General features: G+C 64.4%; 16 protein-coding genes. 9 read left to right on the top strand and 7 right to left on the bottom strand.

Features of this window, described 5'->3' with window-relative positions; translation table 11 throughout:
* The first annotated feature begins 50 nt into the window (after positions 1-50).
* The gene (locus VN634_11735; GenBank protein HXC51549.1) at positions 51-1,055 is read left to right on the top strand and encodes a glycosyltransferase family 2 protein; all 1,005 of its coding nucleotides are present in this window, start codon (positions 51-53) and stop codon (positions 1,053-1,055) included.
* Positions 1,056-1,070: 15 nt separating this feature from the next.
* Here VN634_11735 and VN634_11740 read toward each other — a convergent pair whose 3' ends face one another.
* The gene (locus VN634_11740) at positions 1,071-3,671 is read right to left on the bottom strand and encodes a discoidin domain-containing protein (protein HXC51550.1); all 2,601 of its coding nucleotides are present in this window, start codon (positions 3,669-3,671) and stop codon (positions 1,071-1,073) included.
* A gap of 326 nt (positions 3,672-3,997) precedes the next feature.
* Between VN634_11740 and VN634_11745 the strand changes: the two genes are divergently transcribed.
* The gene (locus tag VN634_11745; protein ID HXC51551.1) at positions 3,998-4,762 is read left to right on the top strand and encodes a glucose 1-dehydrogenase; all 765 of its coding nucleotides are present in this window, start codon (positions 3,998-4,000) and stop codon (positions 4,760-4,762) included.
* 11 nt (positions 4,763-4,773) lie between these two features.
* On the opposite strand, the gene VN634_11750 is transcribed toward VN634_11745, so the two are convergent.
* Positions 4,774-5,901: a hypothetical protein gene (locus VN634_11750; protein HXC51552.1), complete on the bottom strand. Its 1,128-nt coding sequence runs from the start codon at positions 5,899-5,901 to the stop codon at positions 4,774-4,776.
* A 515-nt stretch (positions 5,902-6,416) separates the two neighbouring features.
* On the opposite strand from VN634_11750, the gene VN634_11755 reads away from it, so the two are divergent.
* Positions 6,417-8,624 carry a dockerin type I domain-containing protein gene (locus tag VN634_11755; GenBank protein HXC51553.1) on the top strand — a complete coding sequence of 736 codons (2,208 nt, stop codon included), beginning with the start codon at positions 6,417-6,419 and terminating at the stop codon, positions 8,622-8,624.
* An 80-nt stretch (positions 8,625-8,704) separates the two neighbouring features.
* Here the strand turns inward: VN634_11755 and VN634_11760 are convergent, their stop codons facing one another.
* The 3 genes from VN634_11760 to VN634_11770 all read right to left on the bottom strand — a co-directional run bounded on the left by VN634_11760 (position 8,705) and on the right by VN634_11770 (position 12,793).
* The gene (locus tag VN634_11760; GenBank protein HXC51554.1) at positions 8,705-10,444 is read right to left on the bottom strand and encodes a sialidase family protein; all 1,740 of its coding nucleotides are present in this window, start codon (positions 10,442-10,444) and stop codon (positions 8,705-8,707) included.
* A 157-nt stretch (positions 10,445-10,601) separates the two neighbouring features.
* The gene (locus VN634_11765) at positions 10,602-11,654 is read right to left on the bottom strand and encodes a glycosyltransferase family 2 protein (protein HXC51555.1); all 1,053 of its coding nucleotides are present in this window, start codon (positions 11,652-11,654) and stop codon (positions 10,602-10,604) included.
* A 47-nt stretch (positions 11,655-11,701) separates the two neighbouring features.
* Positions 11,702-12,793, bottom strand: coding sequence for a Zn-dependent alcohol dehydrogenase (locus VN634_11770; protein HXC51556.1), 1,092 nt, complete (start codon positions 12,791-12,793; stop codon positions 11,702-11,704).
* A 110-nt stretch (positions 12,794-12,903) separates the two neighbouring features.
* Between VN634_11770 and VN634_11775 the strand changes: the two genes are divergently transcribed.
* Complete coding sequence (locus tag VN634_11775; protein HXC51557.1) at positions 12,904-15,216, top strand: ATP-binding protein; 2,313 nt, start codon at positions 12,904-12,906, stop codon at positions 15,214-15,216.
* Positions 15,213-17,498: a GAF domain-containing protein gene (locus tag VN634_11780; GenBank protein HXC51558.1), complete on the top strand. Its 2,286-nt coding sequence runs from the start codon at positions 15,213-15,215 to the stop codon at positions 17,496-17,498. Before VN634_11775 ends, VN634_11780 begins: the two co-directional genes overlap by 4 nt.
* Positions 17,499-17,504: 6 nt before the next feature.
* On the opposite strand, the gene VN634_11785 is transcribed toward VN634_11780, so the two are convergent.
* Positions 17,505-18,371 (bottom strand): TIGR03619 family F420-dependent LLM class oxidoreductase, encoded by an 867-nt coding sequence (locus tag VN634_11785; protein ID HXC51559.1) that lies wholly within the window; start codon positions 18,369-18,371, stop codon positions 17,505-17,507.
* Between the two features lie 155 nt (positions 18,372-18,526).
* Here VN634_11785 and ydiK point away from each other — a divergent pair, with 155 nt between their 5' ends.
* The 3 genes from ydiK (at position 18,527) to VN634_11800 (ending at position 21,348) form a co-directional block, all read left to right on the top strand.
* Positions 18,527-19,591, top strand: a complete 1,065-nt coding sequence (gene ydiK / locus VN634_11790) for an AI-2E family transporter YdiK (protein ID HXC51560.1) — start codon at positions 18,527-18,529, stop codon at positions 19,589-19,591.
* Between the two features lie 12 nt (positions 19,592-19,603).
* Positions 19,604-20,119 carry a hypothetical protein gene (locus VN634_11795; protein HXC51561.1) on the top strand — a complete coding sequence of 172 codons (516 nt, stop codon included), beginning with the start codon at positions 19,604-19,606 and terminating at the stop codon, positions 20,117-20,119.
* Between the two features lie 143 nt (positions 20,120-20,262).
* A complete protein-coding gene (locus VN634_11800) occupies positions 20,263-21,348 on the top strand; it encodes a YncE family protein (protein ID HXC51562.1) in 1,086 nt (361 codons plus the stop codon).
* An 11-nt stretch (positions 21,349-21,359) separates the two neighbouring features.
* Here the strand turns inward: VN634_11800 and VN634_11805 are convergent, their stop codons facing one another.
* On the bottom strand, positions 21,360-22,835 hold the full coding sequence (locus tag VN634_11805; protein HXC51563.1) for a hypothetical protein: 1,476 nt from the start codon (positions 22,833-22,835) through the stop codon (positions 21,360-21,362).
* 116 nt (positions 22,836-22,951) lie between these two features.
* Here VN634_11805 and VN634_11810 point away from each other — a divergent pair, with 116 nt between their 5' ends.
* On the top strand, positions 22,952-23,425 hold the full coding sequence (locus tag VN634_11810) for an anthrone oxygenase family protein (GenBank protein HXC51564.1): 474 nt from the start codon (positions 22,952-22,954) through the stop codon (positions 23,423-23,425).
* Positions 23,426-23,641: the final 216 nt, after the last annotated feature.

Consider the following 23,641-nt stretch of genomic DNA (forward strand, 5'->3'; position numbering starts at 1 on the left):
CTCCGCTTCGCGTCGCTGATTGTGTAACCGCTCCGCTTCGCATCGCTGCTGTGATCGTCCACTTCGGCGATCCGGAGCCTACGCGGCGCTGTCTCGACAGCCTTGCCGGAATCGATGAGGTGATCCTGGTCGATCAGCCGCCGAAGTTGTTCGGCGAGCATGCGCTCGTCACGACGCGCATCGAGCCCGGCGCGAACATCGGCTTTGCCGCTGCGTGCAATCGCGGCGTCGCTGCGACCGACGCGCCATTCGTCCTGCTGCTGAACAACGACGCGATGCTGGCTCCCGGTTCGCTCGAGGCCTTGCGTCGCGCATTGCCCGGCGTGCCGCCGGATGCGGCAGGCGCGTGCCTCAAGCTTCTTTGCACCGACGACCGCACGCTTCAGAGCGCTGCCGGCCTGTGGTTCACGCGTGACGGAATCGGGTTCCCGCACGCGTTCGGCGAGACCGACCGCGGCCAGTACGATTGCATTCCGGACGATCGGATCGGAGTTCCGTCAGGCGCCGCCGCACTCTACCGCACCGATTGCTGGCGCGAGGCGGGCGGCATGGACGAAAACTTCTTCTGCTATTGCGAGGACGGCGATCTCGGCCTGAGGATGATCGCGGCCGGTCATCGCTTTGCGTGGTTGCCGGAAGTGCGCGTGCTGCACGAGCTGTCGTCGGCGAGCGGTGCGCACTCCTTACTCAAGGCGTACCTGGTCGAGCGCAACCATGTTGCGGCGATGATTCACACCGCTCCGGCGTCCGCGCTCGCCGCGATGCCGTTCGTGACGTTCGCAAGGCTTCTGCGCATGGGTCTCGATGCCGCTCGCGGCAACGGCGCAGCCGCGGCGATCACGTCGGCTTCGTCGCCTCTCGAGGCCGCAAGGACGCTCGGCCGTGCGTGGGTCGATGCGATCCGAATGATTCCGGCGGCTGTCGCGAAGCGCCGCGCGATATTAGCCCGCGACCGCGCGGCGACCGACCGTGTCAGCCGTTTCCTCGCGTCCCGGCAGGTATCTCTCGCGGAATTCGTCCGTTCGCGCAGCGCCGGCACGCGCCCTGATGAGTAGCCGCCGCGTCAGCCGTTACTGGATGTTTCGCACACGCACGTATCGCGGGTGATAAACATCTGAATCGTTGATGTAGGGAATGTGAGGAACGTTCGGGTCCTTTGCCGGCTCGTTCACGCTGTAGCTGATCAATGACTCGCCGCTCGGAGCCAACTCGGGATGATTGGTGGCGGTATACCACCAGACCCCGCCGTCGAACCAGTCGACGTTGTTCTCGGGAGGACTGTAGAGCGTCGTCCACGTGGTGAACGGTCCCCATGGGTTGGCGGCAGTCGAGATCTGCACGCTGCCGATGGTGTTCTTCATCGTGGTCATCTGGAACCCGCCGGAAACCTGGTTCACGCTCGCCGTCAGACCGAAATCGCACCCGGTGACCGCATCGCATCCCGTGATCGGTGCGGCGTTCGTCACGCCCGCGACCCAGTTCGTGCCGTCATAGAAACGCCATTGCGACGGACTGGTGAGGTAGCGCGAGGCTACACGGGCGACGAGCCCGTACCGACATTCGCCGAATGGGCAGGTAGACTCGTGCGTCGCCTTTACGCCGTAGATGTAGAGAAAGTCGTACCCGTCGAGCTCGTCCTCGGCCATGTAGACCTCGTGTGCAAAGCTGTACTCGACGTTTGCGGCTTCATCGACGTAGTAAGCCGCAGTGTCGTACTGGGCTACGGTTGACCAGTTGATCCCGGACCCCGAGGTCCCGCCGGCGTCGACCGAGATGACCGATCCCCCGCGTTGCACGAGCGTTCCCACCGTGGCCGGCGGACCGACAGTGCCGCCGACGAACTGGAACCGTTGGCCGAAGAAGTAAATTCTCGGCGGGCTGAATGGTTGACCTTGCTGCGTGTTGTTCAGGTAGACGCCTCCCATCAGCCAGTAAAACTGCGGTGTGGGTTGGCACGCGTTCAGGCATGGTGCGGTATTTGCCGGGGCACATGCGGCGACACACTGATCGAGCGCCTCATTACAAGCACTCGACGTGCCGCATGCGGCGGGAAACAGGCTCGGCGTCGGAATCACCGAGTGGCTCACGTCAAATGCCATGTTGGCTACGGAGGGATTGAGCGTAGCCGTACCGCTCCAGACCGCATTCGAGTTGTTGATGAAACCGGAGCCACCGCGATTGTAGCTCGTCGCGTTCCATGTGTCGTTGAAGGTATCGGAGTACGTGAACAGCGAACGACTCTGACCTGTCGACAACAGATGGTACGGAATCGAATAGCCACCGTCTGCTCCTCCCCATCCCGCAGTCGTAGAGCTGCGTTGACCTGTCATACCGGTCCATCGCGGACTGGGCTCAGCGACCGTTCCCGGGCCCGCATAAAAACGGACCTGGCCGAGCCCATAGTATGGCTGCGTGTCGCCGTACGCACCGCCCCAATTGCCGTTTCCCAGTCCGACGTTCGGCACGATCTTGACGTATCGGACAGGCGTGTTGTTGAAGTCGATGGCGCTTGTGTATCCCTGACCGGAGGTGCTGCTCGCGGCGGCGAAGGTCCATGTCTTGTCGGGGTTCGGACCGTCGAGCCGGTGCCAGTCGAACGTGTTTTTGGTAACTGAATACCAGATCGAAGCATTCTTGATGCCGCGACCCCACAGCGGAAGGTAGTAATATACGTTGAAGTTCCAGACGTAGAGCTTACTTAGCGGGTACGTGCCGCCCAGGTCGTAGAGAAGAAACGGTGCAGGATCGTTCAGCGCGCTATACCAGCCGCCGGCCGTATCTGTCGTTGCCGACGTCGCATACGTACCGGAGCCTGAATCGGACATGCCGAAGTTGTTCGTGGTCGCGTCGGCCGGGTAATACCCTGCGCTGCTGCTCTCCAGTGCTTTCGCGGCGATAAAATCGCCGGCAGCGTTGACGCTCGAAGCGTACCTGTAGACTCGCAGCTCGCTCAAGCCGTAGTAGATCGAAGATCCGTCGCCGCTCGCACCGCCCCAGTTCGACCTCAGCCAGATGCGTACATATCTGCCGGCACCGCCCTTGAAATCGATTGGATCGTCCGTGCCTTGCTGATTCGTTGCTGCAAAATTTGCAGACGTCCCCGGCGCCTTGGCGAGTTGGAAAAGGCCTCCATACCCGTACCCGCCGTCCAGCCATGTAAAGTTCACCCCGTCATTCGAGTAACCGATATAGCATAAGCGTACTCCGCGGCCGGCCCACGAAACGCCGCTTTGGAATTTGTTGAAGTTCCACACGAGCATCTTGCCAAGCGGATAACTCGCACCGAGATCGATCTGTACGTACTTGTAGCTTGTATCGGAGCTGGTGTACGCAGGAGACATCCACATATTCGCGTAGAGCGAGTCGTGCGTGTCTTGCGGGTAGGCAGTTCCGCTCATCCCGGAATTGTCGAACAACTTGTCTGTCGAGGAATCGGGTGCTGTCGCATTTGCTGCCACTGCTGTTGTCGTTGGCGGCTGCCAGTACTGGTTGCCCTTTCCCGAGAGTAACCAGTCGTACTCGACGGACGCTTGCGCCTGATCGATGGCTGCAAAGACCAGCAAGGCAACAGCGAGCAACCAAAGTCGGAAGAGCAGACGGGTGCTCGGGAGAAAAGGGATCTGCGAAAGAGAGCCGTCAGCAGTTGTATCGGGTAGGTTCTTCAAGCGCATCGTTTCTCCTTGTTTGGACCAGGAGCGCAGTCGGCCAAACAGCTTTGTCAGCGGGGGTTCATCTCCCGCTGAGCGACGACTGATACACGCACTGGCACAGCTATGGCGAACCGAAGCGAGCGAGGTGTGCGATTTATCACGTCACCCGAGCGGGCTGCCTCACAGTTTCTGTTTCTGACAATCGTTCAGTAGCGCCGTTGACGCGAGCCGTTCAGTTGCGACGCATGAAGCATTGAAACAGTGAATCCGCGGTTTTTACCTCCGAGGTAATCGATTCTCGTCCCGATTTGTCCGACTCTCGCCTCACGGCGAAGGAGGCCGGACGCATGGGAGACGACAGACTCGCAGGCCGACTCAATGGAAAGGCGGCGATCGTCACCGGCGGTTCGCGCGGCATAGGTCGCGCGATTGCGCTGCGGCTGGCGGCCGACGGCGCGGCGGTAGCCGTGAACTACGCTCACGCAGAGGCTCCGGCGCGCGAAGTCGCGCAGGCGATCGAGGAGCGCGGCGGCCAGGCCGCCGTCATCCAGGCCGACATGGGCAGCGTGGAACAAGTCCGGCGCCTGTTCCGCGAGGCCACGGCGCGCTTCGGGCGGATCGACATCGTCGTCAACAACGCGGCGACGGCGATGCAGAAATCCATCGTCGAGACCAGCGAGGAAGACTTCGAGCGGGTCTTCGGCGTCAACACGCGTGGGCCGTATTTCGCCATGCAGGAAGCTGCTCGCGTGCTTCCCGACCACGGTCGCATCGTCAACATCTCGAGCGGCGCAACCACCGTCGGCTTTGCCGGCCAGAGCGTTTACTGCGCGAGCAAGGCGGCGCTCGAGCAGCTCACGCTGGTCTGTGCGAATGAGCTCGCCTCGCGGCAGATCACGGTTAACGCGGTGCTCGTCGGTCCCACCGAGACCGAGATGTTCGGCAATCTCGAGCGCACGAATCCGGCGTTTCGCACGATGATCGTCTCCCGCACGCCGATGGGACGCATCGCCGATCCGGCCGACATCGCCGACGTCGTCGCGTTTCTCGCGAGCGACGACGCGCGCTGGATCACCGGGCAGAGTATTCGCGTCGACGGCGGCGCGAGGTAGTCGTCAGCCGATCACGGCACGCAAGTCCCGCTCGAACAGTTCGGCGTGCCGCCGCCGCAGACAACTCCGCAAAGACCGCAGTTGCTCGGGTTGTTGCTCGTAATGGTCTCGCAGCCGTCGGCAGGATTCCCGTTGCAATTGGCAAAGCCGCTGTTGCAACCGGTAATCGTGCAGCTGCCGGACGAGCAGCCAGCTGTGCCGTTCGCTGCCGCACAGGTTAATCCGCACCCGCCGCAGTTGTTGGTGTCGCTGCTCGTGCCGACCTCGCAGCCGTCCCCGGGAATACCGTTGCAGTTGGCAAAGCCGCTGTTGCAGCCGGAAATCGTGCAGGTGCCGGACGTGCAGCCGGGAGTGCCGTTCGGTGCCGCGCAAGTGGTCCCACATCCGCCGCAATTGTTCGGGTCACTGGTTGTCGCGGCCTCGCAGCCGTCGACGACAGAATTGTTGCAATCGGTGAACCCGGCGCTGCAGGAACCAATTGTGCAGGTGCTGGACGTACAGCCGGCAGTACCGTTTGCGGCCGTGCAGATGGTGCCGCAGCTGCCGCAATTGGCGGGGTTGCTGTCGAGGGTTACCTCGCAGCCATCGGCAACGAGGCCGTTACAGTTGCCGTAGCCGGGATTGCAGGAGCCGACCACACAGGTTCCCGCGGAGCAGACCGCCTGACCGTTGGTCACCGGGTCGCAATCGCCATCCGTCGTGCAGGAGCCCGGAAGCGTCGTGGTCGTAGTCGACGGTACAGGAACGGGGGCGCACAGATAGCTCGACCCGTTCACGGTGACGCTGCGGCTTCCGAACTGGTCCTCGACCACCACGGTCGGCGTGATCTTCGGACATTTGACCTTGTAGCAAAGAGATTTCTGCACAGCGGGCCCGGGGTCGGCGCCCGGAGGTACAGGCGAGACGTTGGTCTTTTCGACATCGATGCAAAGGAGCTTGGCCGGAACCTTTACCTGGCACCCCGTGGCCGATGGGAACGCGTTATCGCCGGGAATCAGGTCGACCGAGTACGTCGCTTTCGTTTGCGGGTCCTTGATCTTGAAACACTGCTGGTGGTCGGCAATTCCGGCGGCTCGAGCCTGTCCGGCCGTGAGGAGGAGAAGCAGGGCGAAGATACGAGCGGTCCTTGGTGACGACATTCGAGGAACCTCTTTGCTGAGCGCAATGACTTGTCGGACTGCTCTCACTGTTGACTGCGGTTTACAATCCCGACGTGGCCGACGGTCACCGCGCGGACCAGCGACAGCAATCGCATGAGAACTGCTCGCGAACCTTGTCTTGGTGCAGTCGGACCGGCAATTAGGGCCGGCTGCGGCGCCGGGGGTGCGACGGGTGTCGTCAATCACACCCGGTCGCCAGTTTGCGGCGGGCCTGGGAGGGACTGATGAACTACGATGGAACTCGGAACGGACAGCGCTCGACGTCGTTCGCGGCGCCAAGTCGCGTTTCCGGCCGTTGCGCGTGGCTCTTCGTGCTCACGCTTGCGCAGATTCCGGCGCCCGCGCTTGCAGCACCGTGCCTTAACGAAGCAGCTTCAAAATCTTTTGCGTGCTCGGGCACGGACATTACGGCCAAGTCGATTACCGTCCAGTCGCTCCGACAAGGATGCGCCCTGCCCGGCGACTCGTTCCGCTTTGACGGAGAAGTGAACGTCATGGCTCCGAGTCATCGCGAATACGATGTAGCCTTCTACTTCGGGCCCGATCCCCTCGCATCTACGAGAGGCGATTGCACGATCTTCACCGTGCCGCCCGACCTTTCGTCTTTTGACGGCGATCAATGCGGAGACATCGACAAGAACGTAGAGCTCCAGGTTCCCGTAACCAACCTTTCCGCCGGGTGCGTCGATGCCGATGGGGACGGATTTTTCGAGGTGAACCTCTGTACGAGCTGGGACAATACGTCGACAGACGTCTGCTCTGGCACCTCGAATGCCTTTCCCAGTGCCAACTCGCGGTGCAACTGCTCGATCAACCCGACTGCAGACATAAAGGTCAAAATTACGTCTGCCGGCCTCACGTCGGGCGATGAATTCGCGCGCGCCGTATCTGCCACGCCCGGCGAACCCGACGCCGACGATTTCACGGGTGACCACGGATATCTCGTCGTCGGAGCACCGGCGCTCAAGAATGCGGGCACGGGCAAGGTTCATATCCTCAATCGAGACCTCCGTCTCGGATACGTGGAAGTGCTTGCCATTGTCGACCCGGACGCCAGCGGTCCATCGACCGGGTTCGGCAGTGCGGTCGATGCGGACGGCGAAACGATCGTAGTCGGCGCGCCGCTGGATCACTCGTCGAGCCACGACGGCAGCGCGTCGGTCTACGTGCGCGACAACGGGGTCTGGAGCTTCCAGGCGAAGCTCGTCGATACGAGCGGTGACTGCACACTGTTCGGAACGGACGTGGCGATCAGCGGAGACACGATCGTCGTCGGTGCGCCCGGCGGCGACTGTGCGGTCGTCTATCAGCGCTCGAGCTCGACATGGATGCAGACGGCGAAGCTCATCGCGCCAACCGGTGGCACACGCTTCGGACAGGCCGTCGACGTTTCGGGTCTGTCGATTCTTGTCGGCGCTCCGGGGGCCGTGGCTGGTACGAGTGGCTGCGCCGCTGGAGGCGCGGTCTACGCATACCGGCAGGACGGCGCGCCGTGGCAGCTCGACAGCATCGTCACGGACCCGTCCGGCACCGGCAGCTGCTTCGGAATCGCGGTGGCAATCGACGGGACGACAGCAGCCATCGGCGCACCGCGCGACGATTCCGGCGCGCCCGGCGGCGGAAGCGTCTCGATCATCGAGCGCGGCGCGGACGACTGGACAATCACGGGGCAGGTGCTGGCGTCTCCCGATCCGTCAGCGGTGCTCGGCTTCGGTACTTCGCTGGATATGCGCGGCGACTCCCTGCTCGTCGGTGCTCCAGGGTACAAGGCTCACCTCTTCGAGCGCGGCAGCGCCGCGGCGCCGCTTCGCACCCTCAGCAAGTACGTCTTCACAAGCGACTATCCACCGCCGACTTCGGACGATCCGGGTGACACGGACGACTACGGCATCTCGGTCACGCTGGCGCGAGACAAGACGATCTTCGGAATGCCGAGCGCCAACTCCGACAGCGGCGCGGTGATACCTGGCGCCGCGCCGGAGCCGGCGGTCAACGTGTGCGGCGACGGAAATCTGCTCGGCTCCGAGGAGTGCGACGACGGAAACACCGTCAGCGGCGACCACTGCGACGCCAGCTGTCGCATCGAGAGCTGCGGCAACGGGCGCGTGGAGGGGCTCGAGCAGTGCGATGTCGCCCAGCCCTGCTGCTCGGCGGCCTGCACGCTGCTTGCCGCGTCGTCGCCGTGTCGCGCGGCGGCCGGCGTCTGCGACGCCGTGGAGAAATGCACCGGTTCGAGCGCCGCGTGTCCCGCCGATGGATTCAAGTCGGCACAGGCGGGCTGCACGAACGACAGCAACGTCTGCACCAACGATCATTGCGACGGGGCGGGTGCCTGCATCCATGCGAACAACACCAGCGCGTGCGATGACGGCGACGCATGTACCAGCAACGACGTCTGCGCGGCGGGTCTATGCACGGGTACCGCAATTCCGGGATGCGGCGAGACGACAACGACGACCAGCACGACCACGTCGAGCAGCACGACGACCATCACTCTGCCGGATCCGCAGTGCGGCGATGCCAACGGCGACGCCAGCGTGACGGCGTCGGATGCGCTCCAGATCCTGAAGAGCGCGGTCGGAGTCGGAAGCTGCCCGCTGAATCGCTGCGACGTGAACGCCGATCACAAGATCAGCGCCATTGACGCGCTGCTGGTCCTCAAGACCGCGGTCGGAGCACAGGTCGACATGCACTGCGCGTAGTCCGTCGGGATGGCAACACCGCAGCGCAGCGAATCAGAAGGCTCCCTGTAGCCGGGCCGTTGCCGTTGCCGTAGCGGTCCTCAGTCGGACCGCGATTGGAACGATACCGGATCGTTGGTGCTCGCCTGATCGTGAATGCCCTCCCAGCATGCGCTCGTTGCGAGGTTCGCGAGCTGGATCCGGACAGGTGCATCCGTGTTCAGCGGCAGCGCGGGAAGTGCGACAGCCGGACCGCCTGCGACGACACGAACGTATGCCTCGCCGTCTGCTCCGCTTCGAATGGTGAGCTTCCTGATCGAGCCGTTCGCGAGATTGGAATCGCGCATCTCCGCTTTGCCGCCACCGAGCGTCCAGCACGGATGATCTCCGCACGTCACGCCGGCGCGCGCGTTCCATTCTCCGACCAGTCCGGCCGATGAATCGACCTCTTCGTAGAGGCACAGGACGTAGTCGTCGGTCGTCGTCGGGGTGCCGATGTCGAGATCACTCGTTGCTTCAACCGAACGAAGACGCCAGCTCAGGCGGTCGGCTCCTCCGAATGCATCCTTCATCGATAGCGACGACCCTTCGGCCTCCGTCGATCGCAGGCAATCTTCGCGTGCGACGGTCGGGCACTCGCGGTCTGCGCCGGCAAATGCGATTCGGAACAAGCTGTCGCCGTTCGTGAGCGTCTCGGCGGAGGTCCACGCTGCGATCGTTCGACCTGTCGGACTGGTCGCAATCGTCGCGCCGAAGTCGTCCATGAGACCATCCCTGCGCGCGCTCGTCGTCAGCGCCGCCGGGGACGACCACGAAACGCCGCCGTCACGCGAGTAGCTGGTCAGAAGATCGGAATCGACCACACCGATGGAATGGACCAGGCCGTCGCTCGACTCCCACACCACCTGCCATTCACCGTTCGGTGCGGCAATGACATTCGGCCCCGCGTGGTAGCCCACGTAGAAGGGCTTGAAGTACGGATGAAGAACGGTGCCCGGTGACCACGTTGCGCCATTGTCGGTCGAGTGCGACGACGCGACGAAATACGCATCGGGATAGTCCTGGTACGTCCAAACCGTCACCCAGTTGCCTGCTCCGTCGGTTGCGACATCCGTCGAGCCGTAGCGCGCGTTCGCAACCGGATTGAGACTGAGCGGAGCGCTCCACGTTGCACCGTTGTCCGTGCTGCGCACGACCTCCGCATTGCCGTAGCCCGAGCTTACGACCCAGACACCGCTTCCGTCGGTTGCCAGGTGCGGAAACGTGTCGTAGCGGGAGTCGGTTGCAGCATCGGAATGAAGCGGTGCAGCGCTCGACCACGTGTCGCCGCCGTCGGTGGAACGCGAGAACAGGATGTCACCATCCTGGCCGATCGTGTTTCCAAGAGCGGACTCGGTCCTCCAGACGACGATCCACGTTCCGGCACGATCCGTTGCGATGCGTGGGAAGGTGTTCCCGCCGTCGAAAGAGGCGAAGATGTCCTGTGGCGCGCTCCATGTGGCGGCGTTGTCTGTCGACGTCATGACGACGACGTAGGACTGGCTCCTGATGTCAGCGACGATCCACTTGCCCGAGCCGTCGGTGGCTATCGATGCGCCAGAGTTCGAGTCCATCAGCTTCTGGCGGTGACTCCAGGTCTGTCCGTCATCGAGCGATCGCGAGATTTCGGTGGCGAATCCCGGGTCGGCCGTCGTATTCCAGACCGTAACCCACGTTGCGTTCCCGTCGGTCGCGATCTGCGGCGAGTACTCGTACGCCGGCCCCTGCGGGCCAAGCGCCTTCGACTGACCGAAATCCGTCCCGGCACGAGCCGAGCCGGGCGTAAAGGACGCTGCGAGCAAGACGATTGCGCAGAGGGCAGCCGGGTTCCGCATGGATTCTCCTGTTGACGGCGGGCCGATCCGCCCGGCGCGATGGCGGGGTTGATACCATCCTTTACGACGACAAGTCGAGATGCGTTCGCGGGGCGTGTTCCAGCCTGCGGCAAGAACAGAAGCGTCATCCGCCGTGAGCAGCGGCAGGTCCATCGCGCTCGCCGCGAGGCGCAGTGCTTGGCGCAACGATCCCGATGCGCGGCGGCGTGAGCGGAGCGGCAGGAACCGAAAGAATGTCGTAGATCATCGCCTGCACGATCCCGAAAAGACCGGCCGCCGTGGTAAACGCCGCGACCATCACGGTTCCCGCCGTAGCCGGCACGCCGTGCATCGACGAAACGATCCAGGCGCGCACACCGAACAGGATTCCGAAAACCGCAAGCGGAATGCCGATCGCGAGCAGCAGCGACACGGCGGAAAAATCCAGCACGACGTAGCGAACCCACAGCCGCCGCAGGAACACACGCGCGTGCTTTACGGCAAATTCTAGGAGACTGCGCGCGACGGAAAGATGGCTCGATTCGCCGGCGTAACGCGCCGGGATCGCCACATCGACCGTCACGGCGCGAGCCAGCGAAAGCTCGCCCAGCATGCTCGATTCAAAGAAGAAGCCGTCGTCGAGCTCGTCGAAGTCGATCGCCGTGAGCGCTTCGCGCGAGATCGCCGTGTAGCCGTTGGTCGGATCGAGAAGGTTCCAGTAGCCGGTCGAAAGCTTCGAGATCAGCGACAGCGCCGCATTGCCCGCGAGGCGGACGGCCGGCATCGCGCGGATCTCGCGCGAATGTACGAAACGGTTTCCTTTGGCGTAGTCCGCCCGTCCGAGTGCGACCGGCAGAATGAGCGACGCGAGCGCCGAAGGATCCATCTGGCCGTCGGCGTCCATCTTGGCGACGATGGCGGCGCCGTCTTCGAGTGCGCGCGCATAGCCGCTGCGCATCGCGCGGCCGACGCCGCGATTCTGCATGTGATCGATGCGCACGATGCGCGGATCCGCCGATGCGGCCTCGACGACCGCTGGCGCGGTGCCGTCGGTCGCACCGTCGATCACGACGTAGATGCGGCGGACGAACGAAGGGATGGTCGCGAGCGTGTCGCGGATCCGGTCCTCGGCCTGGTAGGCCGGCACGACCACCGCGATCGGGATTCCGGCGAGAGCTTCTTCGCGCGGGTCGCTCAAAAAAAATCGCGGAAAGACAGGGAAATTTTAAATGTACCTGTCCCCTTTTAGTCGTGGATGACGACCGAGCGGATCGAATCGCCTTTGGACATCTCGACGAACGCCTCGTTGATCTCGCCGATCTTGATGCGGCGCGAGACCATGCCGGCAAGATCGAGATCGCCGGACTTGGCGAAATTGATGAACTTGACGAAATCCTCGCGGCAGTCGGCCGAGCCGTAGATCGTGCCGATGATGCTCTTGTTCTGCAGCGGGATCATTCCGGCCGGCACCGAGACTTCGTCCATGATGCTCGGCACGCCGACCCAGCAGCACGCGCCGCCGGGGCGCGTCATGTCGAGCGCCTGGCGCTGCAGCTTGGTGTGGCCGACGACTTCGAATGCGAAGTCGGCGCCGCGCCCTTCGGTCAGCCCCTGCACGAAACCGACGGGATCGGACACGGCCGGATCACACGTATCGGTGGCACCGAACTTCGTGGCGGTAGCCCGCTTCGCCTCGTTGAGATCGATCGCGATGATGCGGGCCGCGCCGGCAATGCGCGCGCCCTGAATCACCGACTGTCCGACGCCTCCGCAACCGATCACGGCAACCGTCGAGCCTTTGGTGACCTTCGCGGCATTGAGCGCCGCGCCGACTCCGGTCGTCACGCCGCAGCCAACGAGGCAGGCCTGGTCGAGCGGAAAGTCCGACGGCACCTTGACGAGCGCCGCTTCGTGCACGATGGCTTCCTCCGAGAACGTCGCCAGACCGCCGACGGCTCCGAACATGCGGCTGCCGTCGCTGCGCGCGAACGGGAAGCGGCTCATGCCGATCTGCTGGCCGCGCTCGCAGACAAACGGCTGGCCGTGGGTGCAGAAGAAACATTCGCCGCAGATCGGCACGAAGTTGCCGATCACGTGATCACCGGCCTTGAGCCCGGTCTTGCTCTCGACGGCGGAGACGACGATGCCCGCGCCCTCGTGTCCGAGAATGCTGCCCGGCGGGATCGGCAGCTTGCCTTCCCAGATCGACAGGTCGGAGTGGCAGACGCCGCTCGCCGACCATTTCACGTGCACTTCTCCGGGCTGGGAAGGTGCATCGAGGGTGATCTCTTCGACGGGCATCGGTTCGTGGTTTGCGGTGAAAATGCAGGCTTTCATGGGCGGCTAGATACCGAACGTCCGTTGCAAAGGGAAACCTTTCGCCGCTTGCCGAAATGCCGCAAAACCTTGGACGGAACCGCGGGCGAGGGCTATTGTCCGGGGTCCCGATGACCGTCGAAACCCTCCAGGCGTCCGACACTCCGGTCGAGCCCGCAACCGATGCCTCCGGGCGCGACTTCGACAGCCTCGAGGCGCGCTTCGAACGGCACACGCTGATGACCGCGCTGGCAACGCGCTTCATCTCGGTTCCGACCGACCAGATTCCGGCTGCCGTCGAAGACGCAATGTCGGCGATCGGTCGTTACGCCGGCGTCGACCGGGTGGCGCTCGTGATGTTCGACGACAAATACGAGCGCTGGTCGATCGAGCACGACTGGCATGCGCCCGGGCTGTGGTCGCTCAAGGGCCTTGTCGAGCACGTCTCGCCGTTTCGCTGGGGCCTTCCGCAGATCATCGCGGGCTCGCCGGTCGAGGTGATACGCCCGGACTTGCTTCCGCGGCTCGCGGCCAATGAGGCTCTGCTGCTGCGCGGGCTCGGCCTCGGCGCCGCGATCCTTCTTCCGGTCTACCGCAAGGAGCGCGTGATCGGCTTTGCGTCGATGTCGACGACCCGGCCGCGCACGAACGCGTGGCCGAAAGCGCTCTATGAGCTGCTCGAGCTTCCCGCGCGCATGATGGTCCATGCGCTCGACAGGACCGGGGCCGAGCAGCGGCTGCGCGAAAGCCAGGCGCGCTGGAAAAGCCTATGCGACAGCAACGTGGTCGGCGTGCTGTCGATGCGTCGCAGCGACGGCACCATCGTCGATGCCAACGAAGCCGCACTTCGCCTTCTCGGCCGGACGCGCGACGACCTGGCCGACGGAATTCCGTGGAAAGAGACCACGCCGAAAGAAGAGCGCAAGAACGACACCCGCATGCTCGGCATTCTCGAGCGCACGGGGCGCGTGATGCCGTGGGAACGCCAGGTCGAGCGCCCGGACGGAAGCAAGGTGCCGGTGCTCTGTTCGCTGACGTCGCTCGCGCCGCAGTCCGACGAGATGCTGTCGGTGGCCATCGACCTGAGCTCGCGCCAGCGGCTGACCGACGAGCTTCGCCGCCGCGACGACATCGACCGGCTTCACGGCGAGCTCTCGCGCCGGCTGCTGACCCTTGCGGCGGAAAAAATCGAGGAGGCGGTCGTCGAGGCCCTGGGCGACGTCGCGCGTCGCTTCCAGTTCGACGGCGTGGTCATTTTCGACGTGGACGCGAACGTCGAGACCGCGTCGCGGCGTGCGTGGTGGAGCCGCGAATCGATCCGGCAGACACCCGAAGCGCGCATCTCGCTGGCCGACCGGCCATGGTGGCGCGAGCGGCTTCGCGCCGGGCGCACGACTTACCTTGCCGACATCGAAACCCTGCCGGAGAACGCGTCCGGCGAGCGCGCCGCGATGGAGCGCTTCGGCCTGCAGTCGTGCATCAGCGTTCCGCTGCTTCCGGGCGGCACGATGCGCGGATTCATCCTGTTCTTCTGCACACGCCGCATGAGCATTGCCGACGACCTGCTGGCAACGCTGAGAGTCTTCGGCGACATCGTCGCAAATGCGCTCGAGAGGCGCCGTCTCGACCAGGAAATCGCCGGCGCTGCCGCAACGATGGAATGGCGGGTCGAGCTTCGCCGAACGCAGCTCGAAGCCAGCAACGCCGAGCTCGAGGCGTTTGCGTACTCGGTCTCGCACGATCTTCGCGCACCGCTGCGCACGATCGACGGCATGTCGCAGGTGCTGCGCGAGGACTTCGCCGGCGAGCTGCGCGAAGACGCGATCCGGCTTCTGGCACGCATCCAGGTCGCGACCCGGCGCATGGCTCATCTGATCGACGGCCTGCTCCAGCTGTCGCGCGTCGTGCGCACGTCGATGGTGTGGAACGAAGTGACGGTGTCCGACATCGCCGAAGGCATCGCCGACGATCTCCGGCGCCGCGATCCCGAGCGCAATGTCGTCGTGAAGATTGCCCCGGACATCCGCATCACCGGCCACCCGAACCTCATCGCGATCGCGCTGACCCAGCTTCTCGACAACGCGTTCAAGTTCACGGCGCTGCGCGAGCAGGCAATCATTGAGCTCGATGCCACCGCCCGTGACGGGCAGACGCTCGTTTGCGTGCGCGACAACGGCGTCGGCTTCGACCCGGAGTTTGCCGAGAAGCTCTTCGGTGCGTTCCAGCGCCTGCACAACATGGAAGAGTTCGAGGGGCACGGCATCGGCCTTGCCATGGTCGAACGGGTCGTCCGCATGCACGACGGCAAGGCATGGGCCGACGGCGTTCCGGACAAAGGCGCGACGATCTGGCTCTCTTTTCCGCATCGTCCGCATGGTTCGAACGGTCCGCATGGCTCCGCTGGCACGCATGCGGCCGGCCCGCATGCCAAGGCTCGCCCGTGAGCATTGCCGGCAGCGCGAACGGAGCGGCGGCCGGCGGCGACGTGCTTGCCGCTGCGCGGGCGCACGTTGCGGCAGTGCTCGCCCGCACGGTCGGCGACGACGACGCGCGCGATCGGCAGGTACGTTTCCAGGAGCTGACCGCCGGCCTCGCGACCGACTTCATCGGACTTGCCGGAACCGAGCTCGACAATGCGCTCGCGCGCACGCTCGAGCGCATCGCCACTTTCGCCGGTGCCGAGCGTGCGCTTCTCGCACGGCTCGAAATGCCGGGCGAAAAACTGCTGGTGACGCACGAATGGTCCAAGGGTGCTCCCGCCAGCGTGCTCCGCAACATCCATGGCACCAGGGCGATGCAGTGGTCGATGGCGGAGCTGCGCAAGGGGCGCGTGCTCCACTACGAAGATCCCGCCGAGCTTCCGCCCGAGGCCGTCGAAGAGCGTCTCGGCTGGGACCTGTTCGGCCTCGAATCGATTCTCGCGGTACCGGTGCGAAGCCAGCGCGGCGAGCTGCTCGGCTTTGCCGTCTTCGTCACCGCGACGCGTAAAGCCGGCTGGCGCGACGAGGACATGCGGCTGTTCGATCTTGCGGCCGAGATGCTGCGCAGCGCGTTCGAGCAGCAGTCGCTTCGCGCCGAGCTCGAGCGCAGCGAGCTGCGCCTGAGCAAGCTTCTCGAATCGGGCGCAATCGGAATTCTCTCGGTCGATAACGACGGCCGGATCTGGGAAGCCAACGACGGCGCGCTCCAGGTCATCGGAGCGTCGCGCGACGATCTCGAAGCCGGGCGCCTGCGCTGGGATTCGCTTACCCCTGCCGAATTTCTGCCGATGACGCAGAGCGCGTTCGAGCAGGTCGAGCGCGCCGGATGCAGCACGCCCTGGGAGCAGGACATCTACCGGCCCGACGGCTCGCGCGTGTCGATCCTGATCTGCATCGCGCGCATCGACGAGACGCCCGACCACTTCCTCGTCTACGCCGTCGACATCACTGTCGACAAACAGGCCAAGCGCGAGCTCGCGCTTCGCCACCGGCTTGCGCGCCTCGTTACGCTGTTCTCGACGCGGCTGATCGCCGTCGCGCCGCAGGCGATCCACGAGACGATCCAGGATGCGCTGCGCGAAACCGCGGGCGTGCTCGGCATCGACCGCTGCAGCGTCTGGATCGACATCGACGGCGAAGACGGGCTGTCGCGCTGCACGAACGTATGGGACCGGGTCAACAAGCGCCCCCAGATCGACCGGATCCCGCTCTTCAACCGCTACGAGTTTCCGATCTGGGACGAGGATTTCCACCGGCGGCGACCGATGATCGTGCGCGACGTCAAGGCGGACTTCGGCGAAGGTGCACCCGAGCGCCGCTTCCTCGAAATGAACGGTGTCCGCTCCGGCGTGGCCGTTTCGCTGATCGGCAGCGAGAGCTCGATCGGCTTCGTCACGTTCGCAAGCAACGACGTCGTCGAATGGTCGGAGACTACCGTGTCGCTGCTGTGCGTGATCGGCGAGATCTTCGCCGCCGCAATCCTGCGCGGCCGCACCGAAGAGCGCCAGCAGAAAGTTCACGCCGAGCTCGAGCACCAGATCGCAGAACGGACCACCCAGCTCGCCAGCGCCAACCGCGAGCTCGAATCGTTCAGCTATGCGGTCTCGCACGACCTGCGCGCGCCGCTTCGCAGCGTGGATGGATTCAGCCGGATCCTCGTCGAGGATCACGCCGAAGGGCTCTCGGACGGAGCGCGGACCATCATCGAGCGCATCCGCGTGACGAGCCAGAAGATGGGCGACCTCATCGATGCGCTGCTCCGGCTGTCGCGCATCACGCGGCTCGAGCCGCAGTTCGAAGAGACCGACCTCAGCGCGATCGTGCACGAGCTCGCGCTGTCGCTGGCGACGGCCGAACCGGAACGCCGCGTCGAGTTCGTCATTCGCGAGGGGGTTCTCGTCGACGGCGAGCCGCGGCTGCTCGCCGCACTGATCGACAATCTGCTGCGCAACGCGTGGAAATTCACCGCATCGCGAACACGCGCGCGCATCGAATTCGGCGTGGACGACTGTCCCGGCGGTCCGGTTTACTTCGTGCGCGACGACGGCATCGGGTTCGAGCCCTCGCAGGCCGAGCGCATCTTCATGCCGTTCCAGCGGCTGCACGATCCGCGCGAGTTCGAAGGCCATGGTGTCGGGCTCGCGACCGTCAAGCGCATCGTCGGGATTCATGGAGGTCGCGTGTCGGCGACCGGCGAGCCTGGCAAGGGCGCGACGGTGCGGTTTACGCTCGGCAAGCGGGCCTGACGGCCGCTAGAGCCTCGCGATCACGTCGTCCGCGAACCGCCGCAGCGTATCGATCTTCTCCTGCAGCGGAACATCGTCTTCTCCGACATACGGATTTCGGAACCCGACAATGGCATCGGTGATGCCCTGGTCGCGGAGCTTTTTCGCGCCGTCGAGCGTGTACGCGTCGAACGAGATCACGTGAATCTCGAACGGCTTCTTGTCGGTGCCGGCCTCACGCCGCAAGTCGGCGAGCTGCGCGAGCAGAGCGTCGAGATTGTCGGAGCCGCCGCCGTGCATCCATCCGTCGCCGGTGCGCGCCGCGCGGCGCAGCGCCGCTTCGGAATGTCCGCCGATCAGGATCGGCACGGGCTTTTCCGGAACGGGACACATCTTGATGCTCGGAATGTCGAAGTGCTTGCCGTGGAATTCGAAATACTGGCCGGTCATCAGGCCGCGGATGATCTCGATCATCTCGTCCATGCGCCGGCCGCGGTCTTTCCACGGCGTACCGGTGATCGCGAAGTCTTCCGGCCACGGGCTGCTTCCGACGCCGAACGCGACGCGTCCGCCGGTGAGCGCGGCGACCGAGCTGAGCTGCTTGGCGACGTGCACCGGATGGCGGATCGGCAGCTTGACGACGAACGTGGTCGTGCGAAGGCGCGTCGTCACCGCGCCGATTGCCGCCATCAGCGTGAACGGCTCGATGAACGGCTTGCCGTCGAGAAAGCGGCGGTCGCCGTCGGGCGTGTACGGATACTTCGAATCGGAATGCTCGGGGTACGCGATGCTGTCGGGCACCACGAACGACGACCATCCGGATTCGTCGCACGCCCTGGCAAGCGGAAGGAGCTGCATGGGATCGCACATGGACTCGGCGTAGGTGAAGCGCATCGGGCCCTTCTATCGTCGCACGTCATTCTTGCAAAAGTCGCACGGCCGGGGCCGGGGACCCCGCGCAGGCCGGCGCTTCGCCCAGGCCGCGAATCCGAGTAAGTATCGCCGCAGGCGCACGGGCCGGGCGCTTCGAAGACGGGAGCTCCGCCGCGATGACGACAAACCAGTTCGATCTTCCACGGGCGATGCTCCAGGTGCTGGCGATCGGCATCCTGATCCTGAGCGCGCTGTGGATCGTCAGTCCGTTCCTGGCGGCCGTCGCGTGGGCGACGACCATCGTCGTGGCGACGTGGCCGCTGTTCCTGCGGCTCGAGTCGCTGCTCACGCGGCGTTCGCTCGCGGTGGCCGCAATGACCATCACGCTGCTGCTCGTGCTGATCGTTCCGCTGTCGTTCGGCATCAAGGCGCTCGTCGACAACAGCCACCTGATCGTCGAACAGTCGAAATCCCTCGCAGCGTTCCGGATTCCCGAAGCTCCGACATGGGTAGCAAGCCTTCCGCTCGTTGGCACGAAGCTCAGCGCACGTTGGCACTACGCCGCCTCGCTGCCACCCGACGAGCTCACGGCGATACTGGCGCCGTATGCGCAGCAACTGGCGTTGTGGGTCGTCCAGCAGGTCGGCAGCATCGGCATGCTGGTCGTCAATTTCCTGCTGACCGTCCTGATCTCGGCGATCCTCTACACGAACGGAGAATCGGCGGGCCGTTTCGTGCTTCAGTTCGCGCGCCGGATCGGAGGCCAGCATGGCGAAGAAGCGGCCGAGCTGGCGGCCGGCGCGATTCGCGGAGTCGCGCTCGGCGTAATCGTCACCGCGACACTGCAGACGGTGCTGGTCGCGATCGGACTTCTGGTGGTGCAGGTGCCGTTCGCGCCGTTCCTGATCGGGCTCGCGTTCGTGTTCAGCGTCGCCCAGGTCGGCCCGTTTCCGGTTCTGATTCCCGTTACGATCTGGCTCTACTCGACGAGCGGAGCCACGTGGGGAACCGCGTTCCTCGTATGGTCCCTGGTGTGCGGCCTCATGGACAACTTCGTGCGCCCGGTGCTCATTCGCCGCGGCGCCGACCTGCCGCTGATCCTCATTTTCTCCGGCGTGATCGGCGGGCTGCTCGCGATGGGAGTCATCGGGCTGTTCGTGGGACCGGTCGTGCTCGCGGTGGCGTATACGCTGCTCACGGAGTGGGTGTCCGAAGGAGACCCGAACGCGACGTCCATATAAGGTGATCCCGCTATGCGAAAACTGCTGATTGCTCTCGTCCTCGACGTCGCACTGCTCGCTTCACCCGCGCTGCTGCTGGCCTGCGGTACGAGCGCGCCGAAACCGCCCGGTACCGACGCGCCGTCGCGATACCTGTCCACTCATTCCAGCGACGGAGAGCGCGCGACGTACCGCGATTCTTCCGGACGCAGTATCGGAACGGCATCGACGAGCGGCGATCGCACGACGTTCCGCGACAGCTCCGGTCGAGCTTCCGGCACCGCCACGACGTCCGGTGACCGCACGACGTTTCGCGATTCTTCCGGGCGAACCGCCGCGACGGCATCAACGAGCGGGGATCGCACGACCTTTCGCGACAGCTCGGGGCGTACGGTCGGCACCGCGACAACGTCCGGTGATCGTACGACGTTCCGCGACTCTTCGGGGCGAAGCGTCGGAACCGCATCGACAAGCGGGGACCGGACGACGTTTCGCGACAGCAGCGGACGGTCAGTCCAGTCCGCGGACGTGACCGGCAAGCACGAATAGCATTGCGGCTGCTATCCGCCACAGTGGTCCTCCTCGCACTGCTGCTCGCTATCGCGATGCTCCTGGCACTGATCGTCCTCGGAATCCTGCAACCGGGCTCAGGACCTCCGTGGCACTCGGCAGTCTGGGCCGGCGATCGCCCAGTGGCTGCCGAACCCGGAGCTCCCACGCGTGACATCGTACTGACCGCGGACTCCTACGGCGGTACCGTCACTGTCTTCGACGCCGTCACCCGCCAGCGACTGAGACAAATCGACGTCGTTCCCGACGGACGTGAGCCTCATGGCATCGCGCGCACCCTCCTCTATCCCATGCTGCACCGGATTCAGGGCTCCAACTTCGCTCAGGATCTTTCCGTCTCTCCCGATGGAACGACAATCTTTGTGGCTCGCGGTTACCTCGGAGACGTGGCTGCTTTCGATCTCGCCAGCGGCAGCTTGCTGTGGCGAACACCGGTGAGCGGCCTTCGTGCGGACCACACAGCCGTCACACTGGACGGCCGGCGATTGTTCGTCGCCGCAACCACTGCGAATAAAGTCGAAGCGTTCGATACAATCAGCGGCGAGAAGATCGGCGAGTTCGCAACCGGCGAATGGGCGCACGGTATGGAGCTCTCTCGCGACGGTTCCAAGGTCTACAACGGCAGCATCGGTAACCTGCTGCTCCCGGACAGTCGCAAAGGCGAGCGAAACATCACGGTCGCCGATACCAGTTCGCTGCGTGTGGAGAAGACGATTCCTGTTGCTGCCGGACTGCGGCCGTTCGTCGTCAGCGATGACGGTTCGACCGCCTACGCGCAGCTCTCGTATTTTCACGGCCTGGTGAAGATCGACCTTGCCTCCGGACGCGAGACCGCGCGACTCGACCTGCCGGTACCATCAGAAGTCGCGGCGATCGATCCGCACGAGTACACCAACGAAGCGGCACACCACGGGCTCGCGATCTCCGGGAACGGACGAACACTGTGTGCAGCGGCGACCGTTTCCGATTACGTTGCCATCGTCGATGCATCGACCATGCAGATGACCGCGCAAGTGCCGGTCGGCGACGAGCCTGGCTGGGCGGCCACCAGTCCGGACGGACGAAGCTGCTACGTGACGGAACGTGGGCCCGACAGCGTCGCCGTCATCGACTATGCCAGCGGCACGTTGATCGACCACGTAGCCGTGGGTGATCATCCCCAGGCAATCAAGACCGCACGAGTTGCGGCCGGACTTCTCAGCAACTGAAACGCACTCGTCTAGTGAATCGTCACGACGTTGCTTATGTACGCAATGGGCGTGACCTCTTCGCCATCACCGACGAACATGTAGCAGTCCACGGTATCGCCGGCATTGAAATACGTACCCGTCAGAGTGGAAGAGTTCTGGCCCGGTACGCCGCTGCCGCTGACCTCCCAGAAGTAGATATACGACGGGCTGTCTCCGTCGGCATCGTAGAAGCCGTTCGGCGTACAGGTCATCGTGGACGATTCAAAGGCCGTCGTCGGCGTCAGCGAGACCGACGTGAGAGTCGCCGGCGTGTTCTCGATGAACTCCATGTCGCTCGTCACTGCCGACCCGGCGTCTGTTCCATCGTTCGGCGTGACGACGCACTGGATGATGTCGCCCTTGTTGAAGGACGCTCCCGTCAGCGTGGACGCGGTCTGACCGCCTATCGTCGTTCCGTTCTTCTTCCACGAATATCCGAAGGTTACCGTATCTCCATCCGCATCGCTCGTGCCCGACGGTGTGCACGTGAGCGTCGAGGCCTCCTGCGGATCGGTCGGCGTGATCGCCGCCGACGTGACTGCCGGCGCCGTGTTGCCAATGGTCACGGTATTGCTTGTCAGGGCAGCGCCGTCGGCGGTGCCGTCCGTCGGCGTTACGGTGCAACTCACGCTATCGCCTTTTGCAAAGCTCGAACCACCGAGAGTGCTGGTCGTGGCGCTGATCGGAGCCAGGTTGACGGTCCACGAGTACGTATACGTGATGGTATCGCCGTCGGCATCGAATCCGCCATTTGGCGTGCACGTAAGCGTCGTGTCGGTGTAGGCCGTCGCCGGCGTCAGCGAGACCGACGTGATCGTCGGCGCGGTGTTGTCCGGAGGCAAGGTCGTCGGTGTCCCCGGGCCGTGGGTAAAGAGCTCCACGATGTCCGCCGCGGCATCGTCGACGAGCTGGGCCACTTCAGCGGATCGATCCGCGGGCACGCACGTTTCGGCGAGGTCGATCTTCGCGAAGGCGTCGGTCATGGCGGTGGCGGCCTTCGTGACGCAGTCGGCATCGGGCGCGAAAGGTGTGCTCGCCTTGGCGGCCGTCGAATAGCACTTCAGGAGCGCCTTGCACTTCTTGGCGGCGGCTTTGATTTTCTTCGACGCGCACGCGCTCACCGTATAGGCGAGCTCGCCGTCGGAGACATCGAAGGCCATGCCGGACAGCGAGCTGTTCGCGTCGGTATCGACGTTTTCGAAATCACAGGAAAGCGCATCCTCGGCCTTGTCGAGCTTTCCGCCGAATTTCACCTGCGCGTCGATCACACACGTCGAATCGACCATTGCGCTGCTCTTTGCGGCCTTGCTGTAACATCCGAGAACGCTGGAGCACGCCTTGCCGGCGGCGCCGATCTGTTTGCTGCGACACGCTTCGGCGTCTGCTGCGACAGCCGGCCGGGCGGCTGCGAAGATGGAAAGCGCAATGGCGGCAGCGGAAACGATCAGACTGCGAGATACGTGCATGGAAGATCCTCCGGAAATCGTCGACGGTCGCGACGACTAAGCCTTCGGCCGACCTGTGTCCAGCCGCTGAGGGCGGCGCACGATGTAACCGGTCGAGGTTTCGGGTATGCGGACGCATGATGATTGCGGTCCTGACCCTCGCGTGCAGCGCTGGTGCGGCGACGATCGGCGGCGTGTTCCTGGGTTTCTCGGTCTTCATCATGCAATCGCTCGCACGACTGCCCGCGAACCAGGGCATTGCGGCCATGCAGAGCATCAACGTCGTGGTGCTCGAGTCGCGCTTCGTGCCGCTGTTCGTCGCGACCAGCAGCCTGAGCGTGGCGTGCCTGATCGTATCGTGTTTTTTCTGGACGCAGCCGGGCTCGCCGCTGCTCTTCTACTGTGGAGCGCTGTTTCTCGTGGGCTCGGCGCTGGTCACGCTCGCATGCAACATCCCGAGAAACGAGAAGCTCGAGCACATGGACGCCGAATCGCCAGAGGCTCTCGAATACTGGCCGCAGTACGTTCGAGAGTGGACGTTCTGGAACAGCGTTCGCACGGCGGCGTCGCTGGCGTCGGCAGCCCTCGGCGTGCTGTCGGTGCTCCGCTGAATACGGGCCTGCGCTTCGCGCCGCGCGGGATGCGACGAAACGCACTTTGAGCGCTCCGAGATCGCACTCTGGGCGCTTCGGCATCGAAACGTCGCGGCTGTCCATTTTTGTACGCCGCGTGCGCGCTGAATATGTACGAAATCTGGCCTTTGCATCCATGCGTCGTTAAGATGCGTGCTGCGGTGGAGTGGTGGTGGTGGCGGAGCGGTGCCGGGT

This window comes from Candidatus Limnocylindrales bacterium (assembly GCA_035571835.1).
GTDB lineage: Bacteria > Desulfobacterota > Binatia > UBA1149 > CAITLU01 > DATNBU01.

Coding starts and splice junctions, on each gene's coding strand:
- VN634_11740 (HXC51550.1), bottom strand. CDS start 3,671: ATGCGCTTGAAGAACCTACCCGATACAACTGCTGACGGCTCTCTTTCG.
- VN634_11745 (HXC51551.1), top strand. CDS start 3,998: ATGGGAGACGACAGACTCGCAGGCCGACTCAATGGAAAGGCGGCGATC.
- VN634_11750 (HXC51552.1), bottom strand. CDS start 5,901: ATGTCGTCACCAAGGACCGCTCGTATCTTCGCCCTGCTTCTCCTCCTC.
- VN634_11755 (HXC51553.1), top strand. CDS start 6,417: ATGGCTCCGAGTCATCGCGAATACGATGTAGCCTTCTACTTCGGGCCC.
- VN634_11770 (HXC51556.1), bottom strand. CDS start 12,793: ATGAAAGCCTGCATTTTCACCGCAAACCACGAACCGATGCCCGTCGAA.
- VN634_11775 (HXC51557.1), top strand. CDS start 12,904: ATGACCGTCGAAACCCTCCAGGCGTCCGACACTCCGGTCGAGCCCGCA.
- VN634_11785 (HXC51559.1), bottom strand. CDS start 18,371: ATGCGCTTCACCTACGCCGAGTCCATGTGCGATCCCATGCAGCTCCTT.
- ydiK (HXC51560.1), top strand. CDS start 18,527: ATGACGACAAACCAGTTCGATCTTCCACGGGCGATGCTCCAGGTGCTG.
- VN634_11795 (HXC51561.1), top strand. CDS start 19,604: ATGCGAAAACTGCTGATTGCTCTCGTCCTCGACGTCGCACTGCTCGCT.
- VN634_11805 (HXC51563.1), bottom strand. CDS start 22,835: ATGCACGTATCTCGCAGTCTGATCGTTTCCGCTGCCGCCATTGCGCTT.
- VN634_11810 (HXC51564.1), top strand. CDS start 22,952: ATGATGATTGCGGTCCTGACCCTCGCGTGCAGCGCTGGTGCGGCGACG.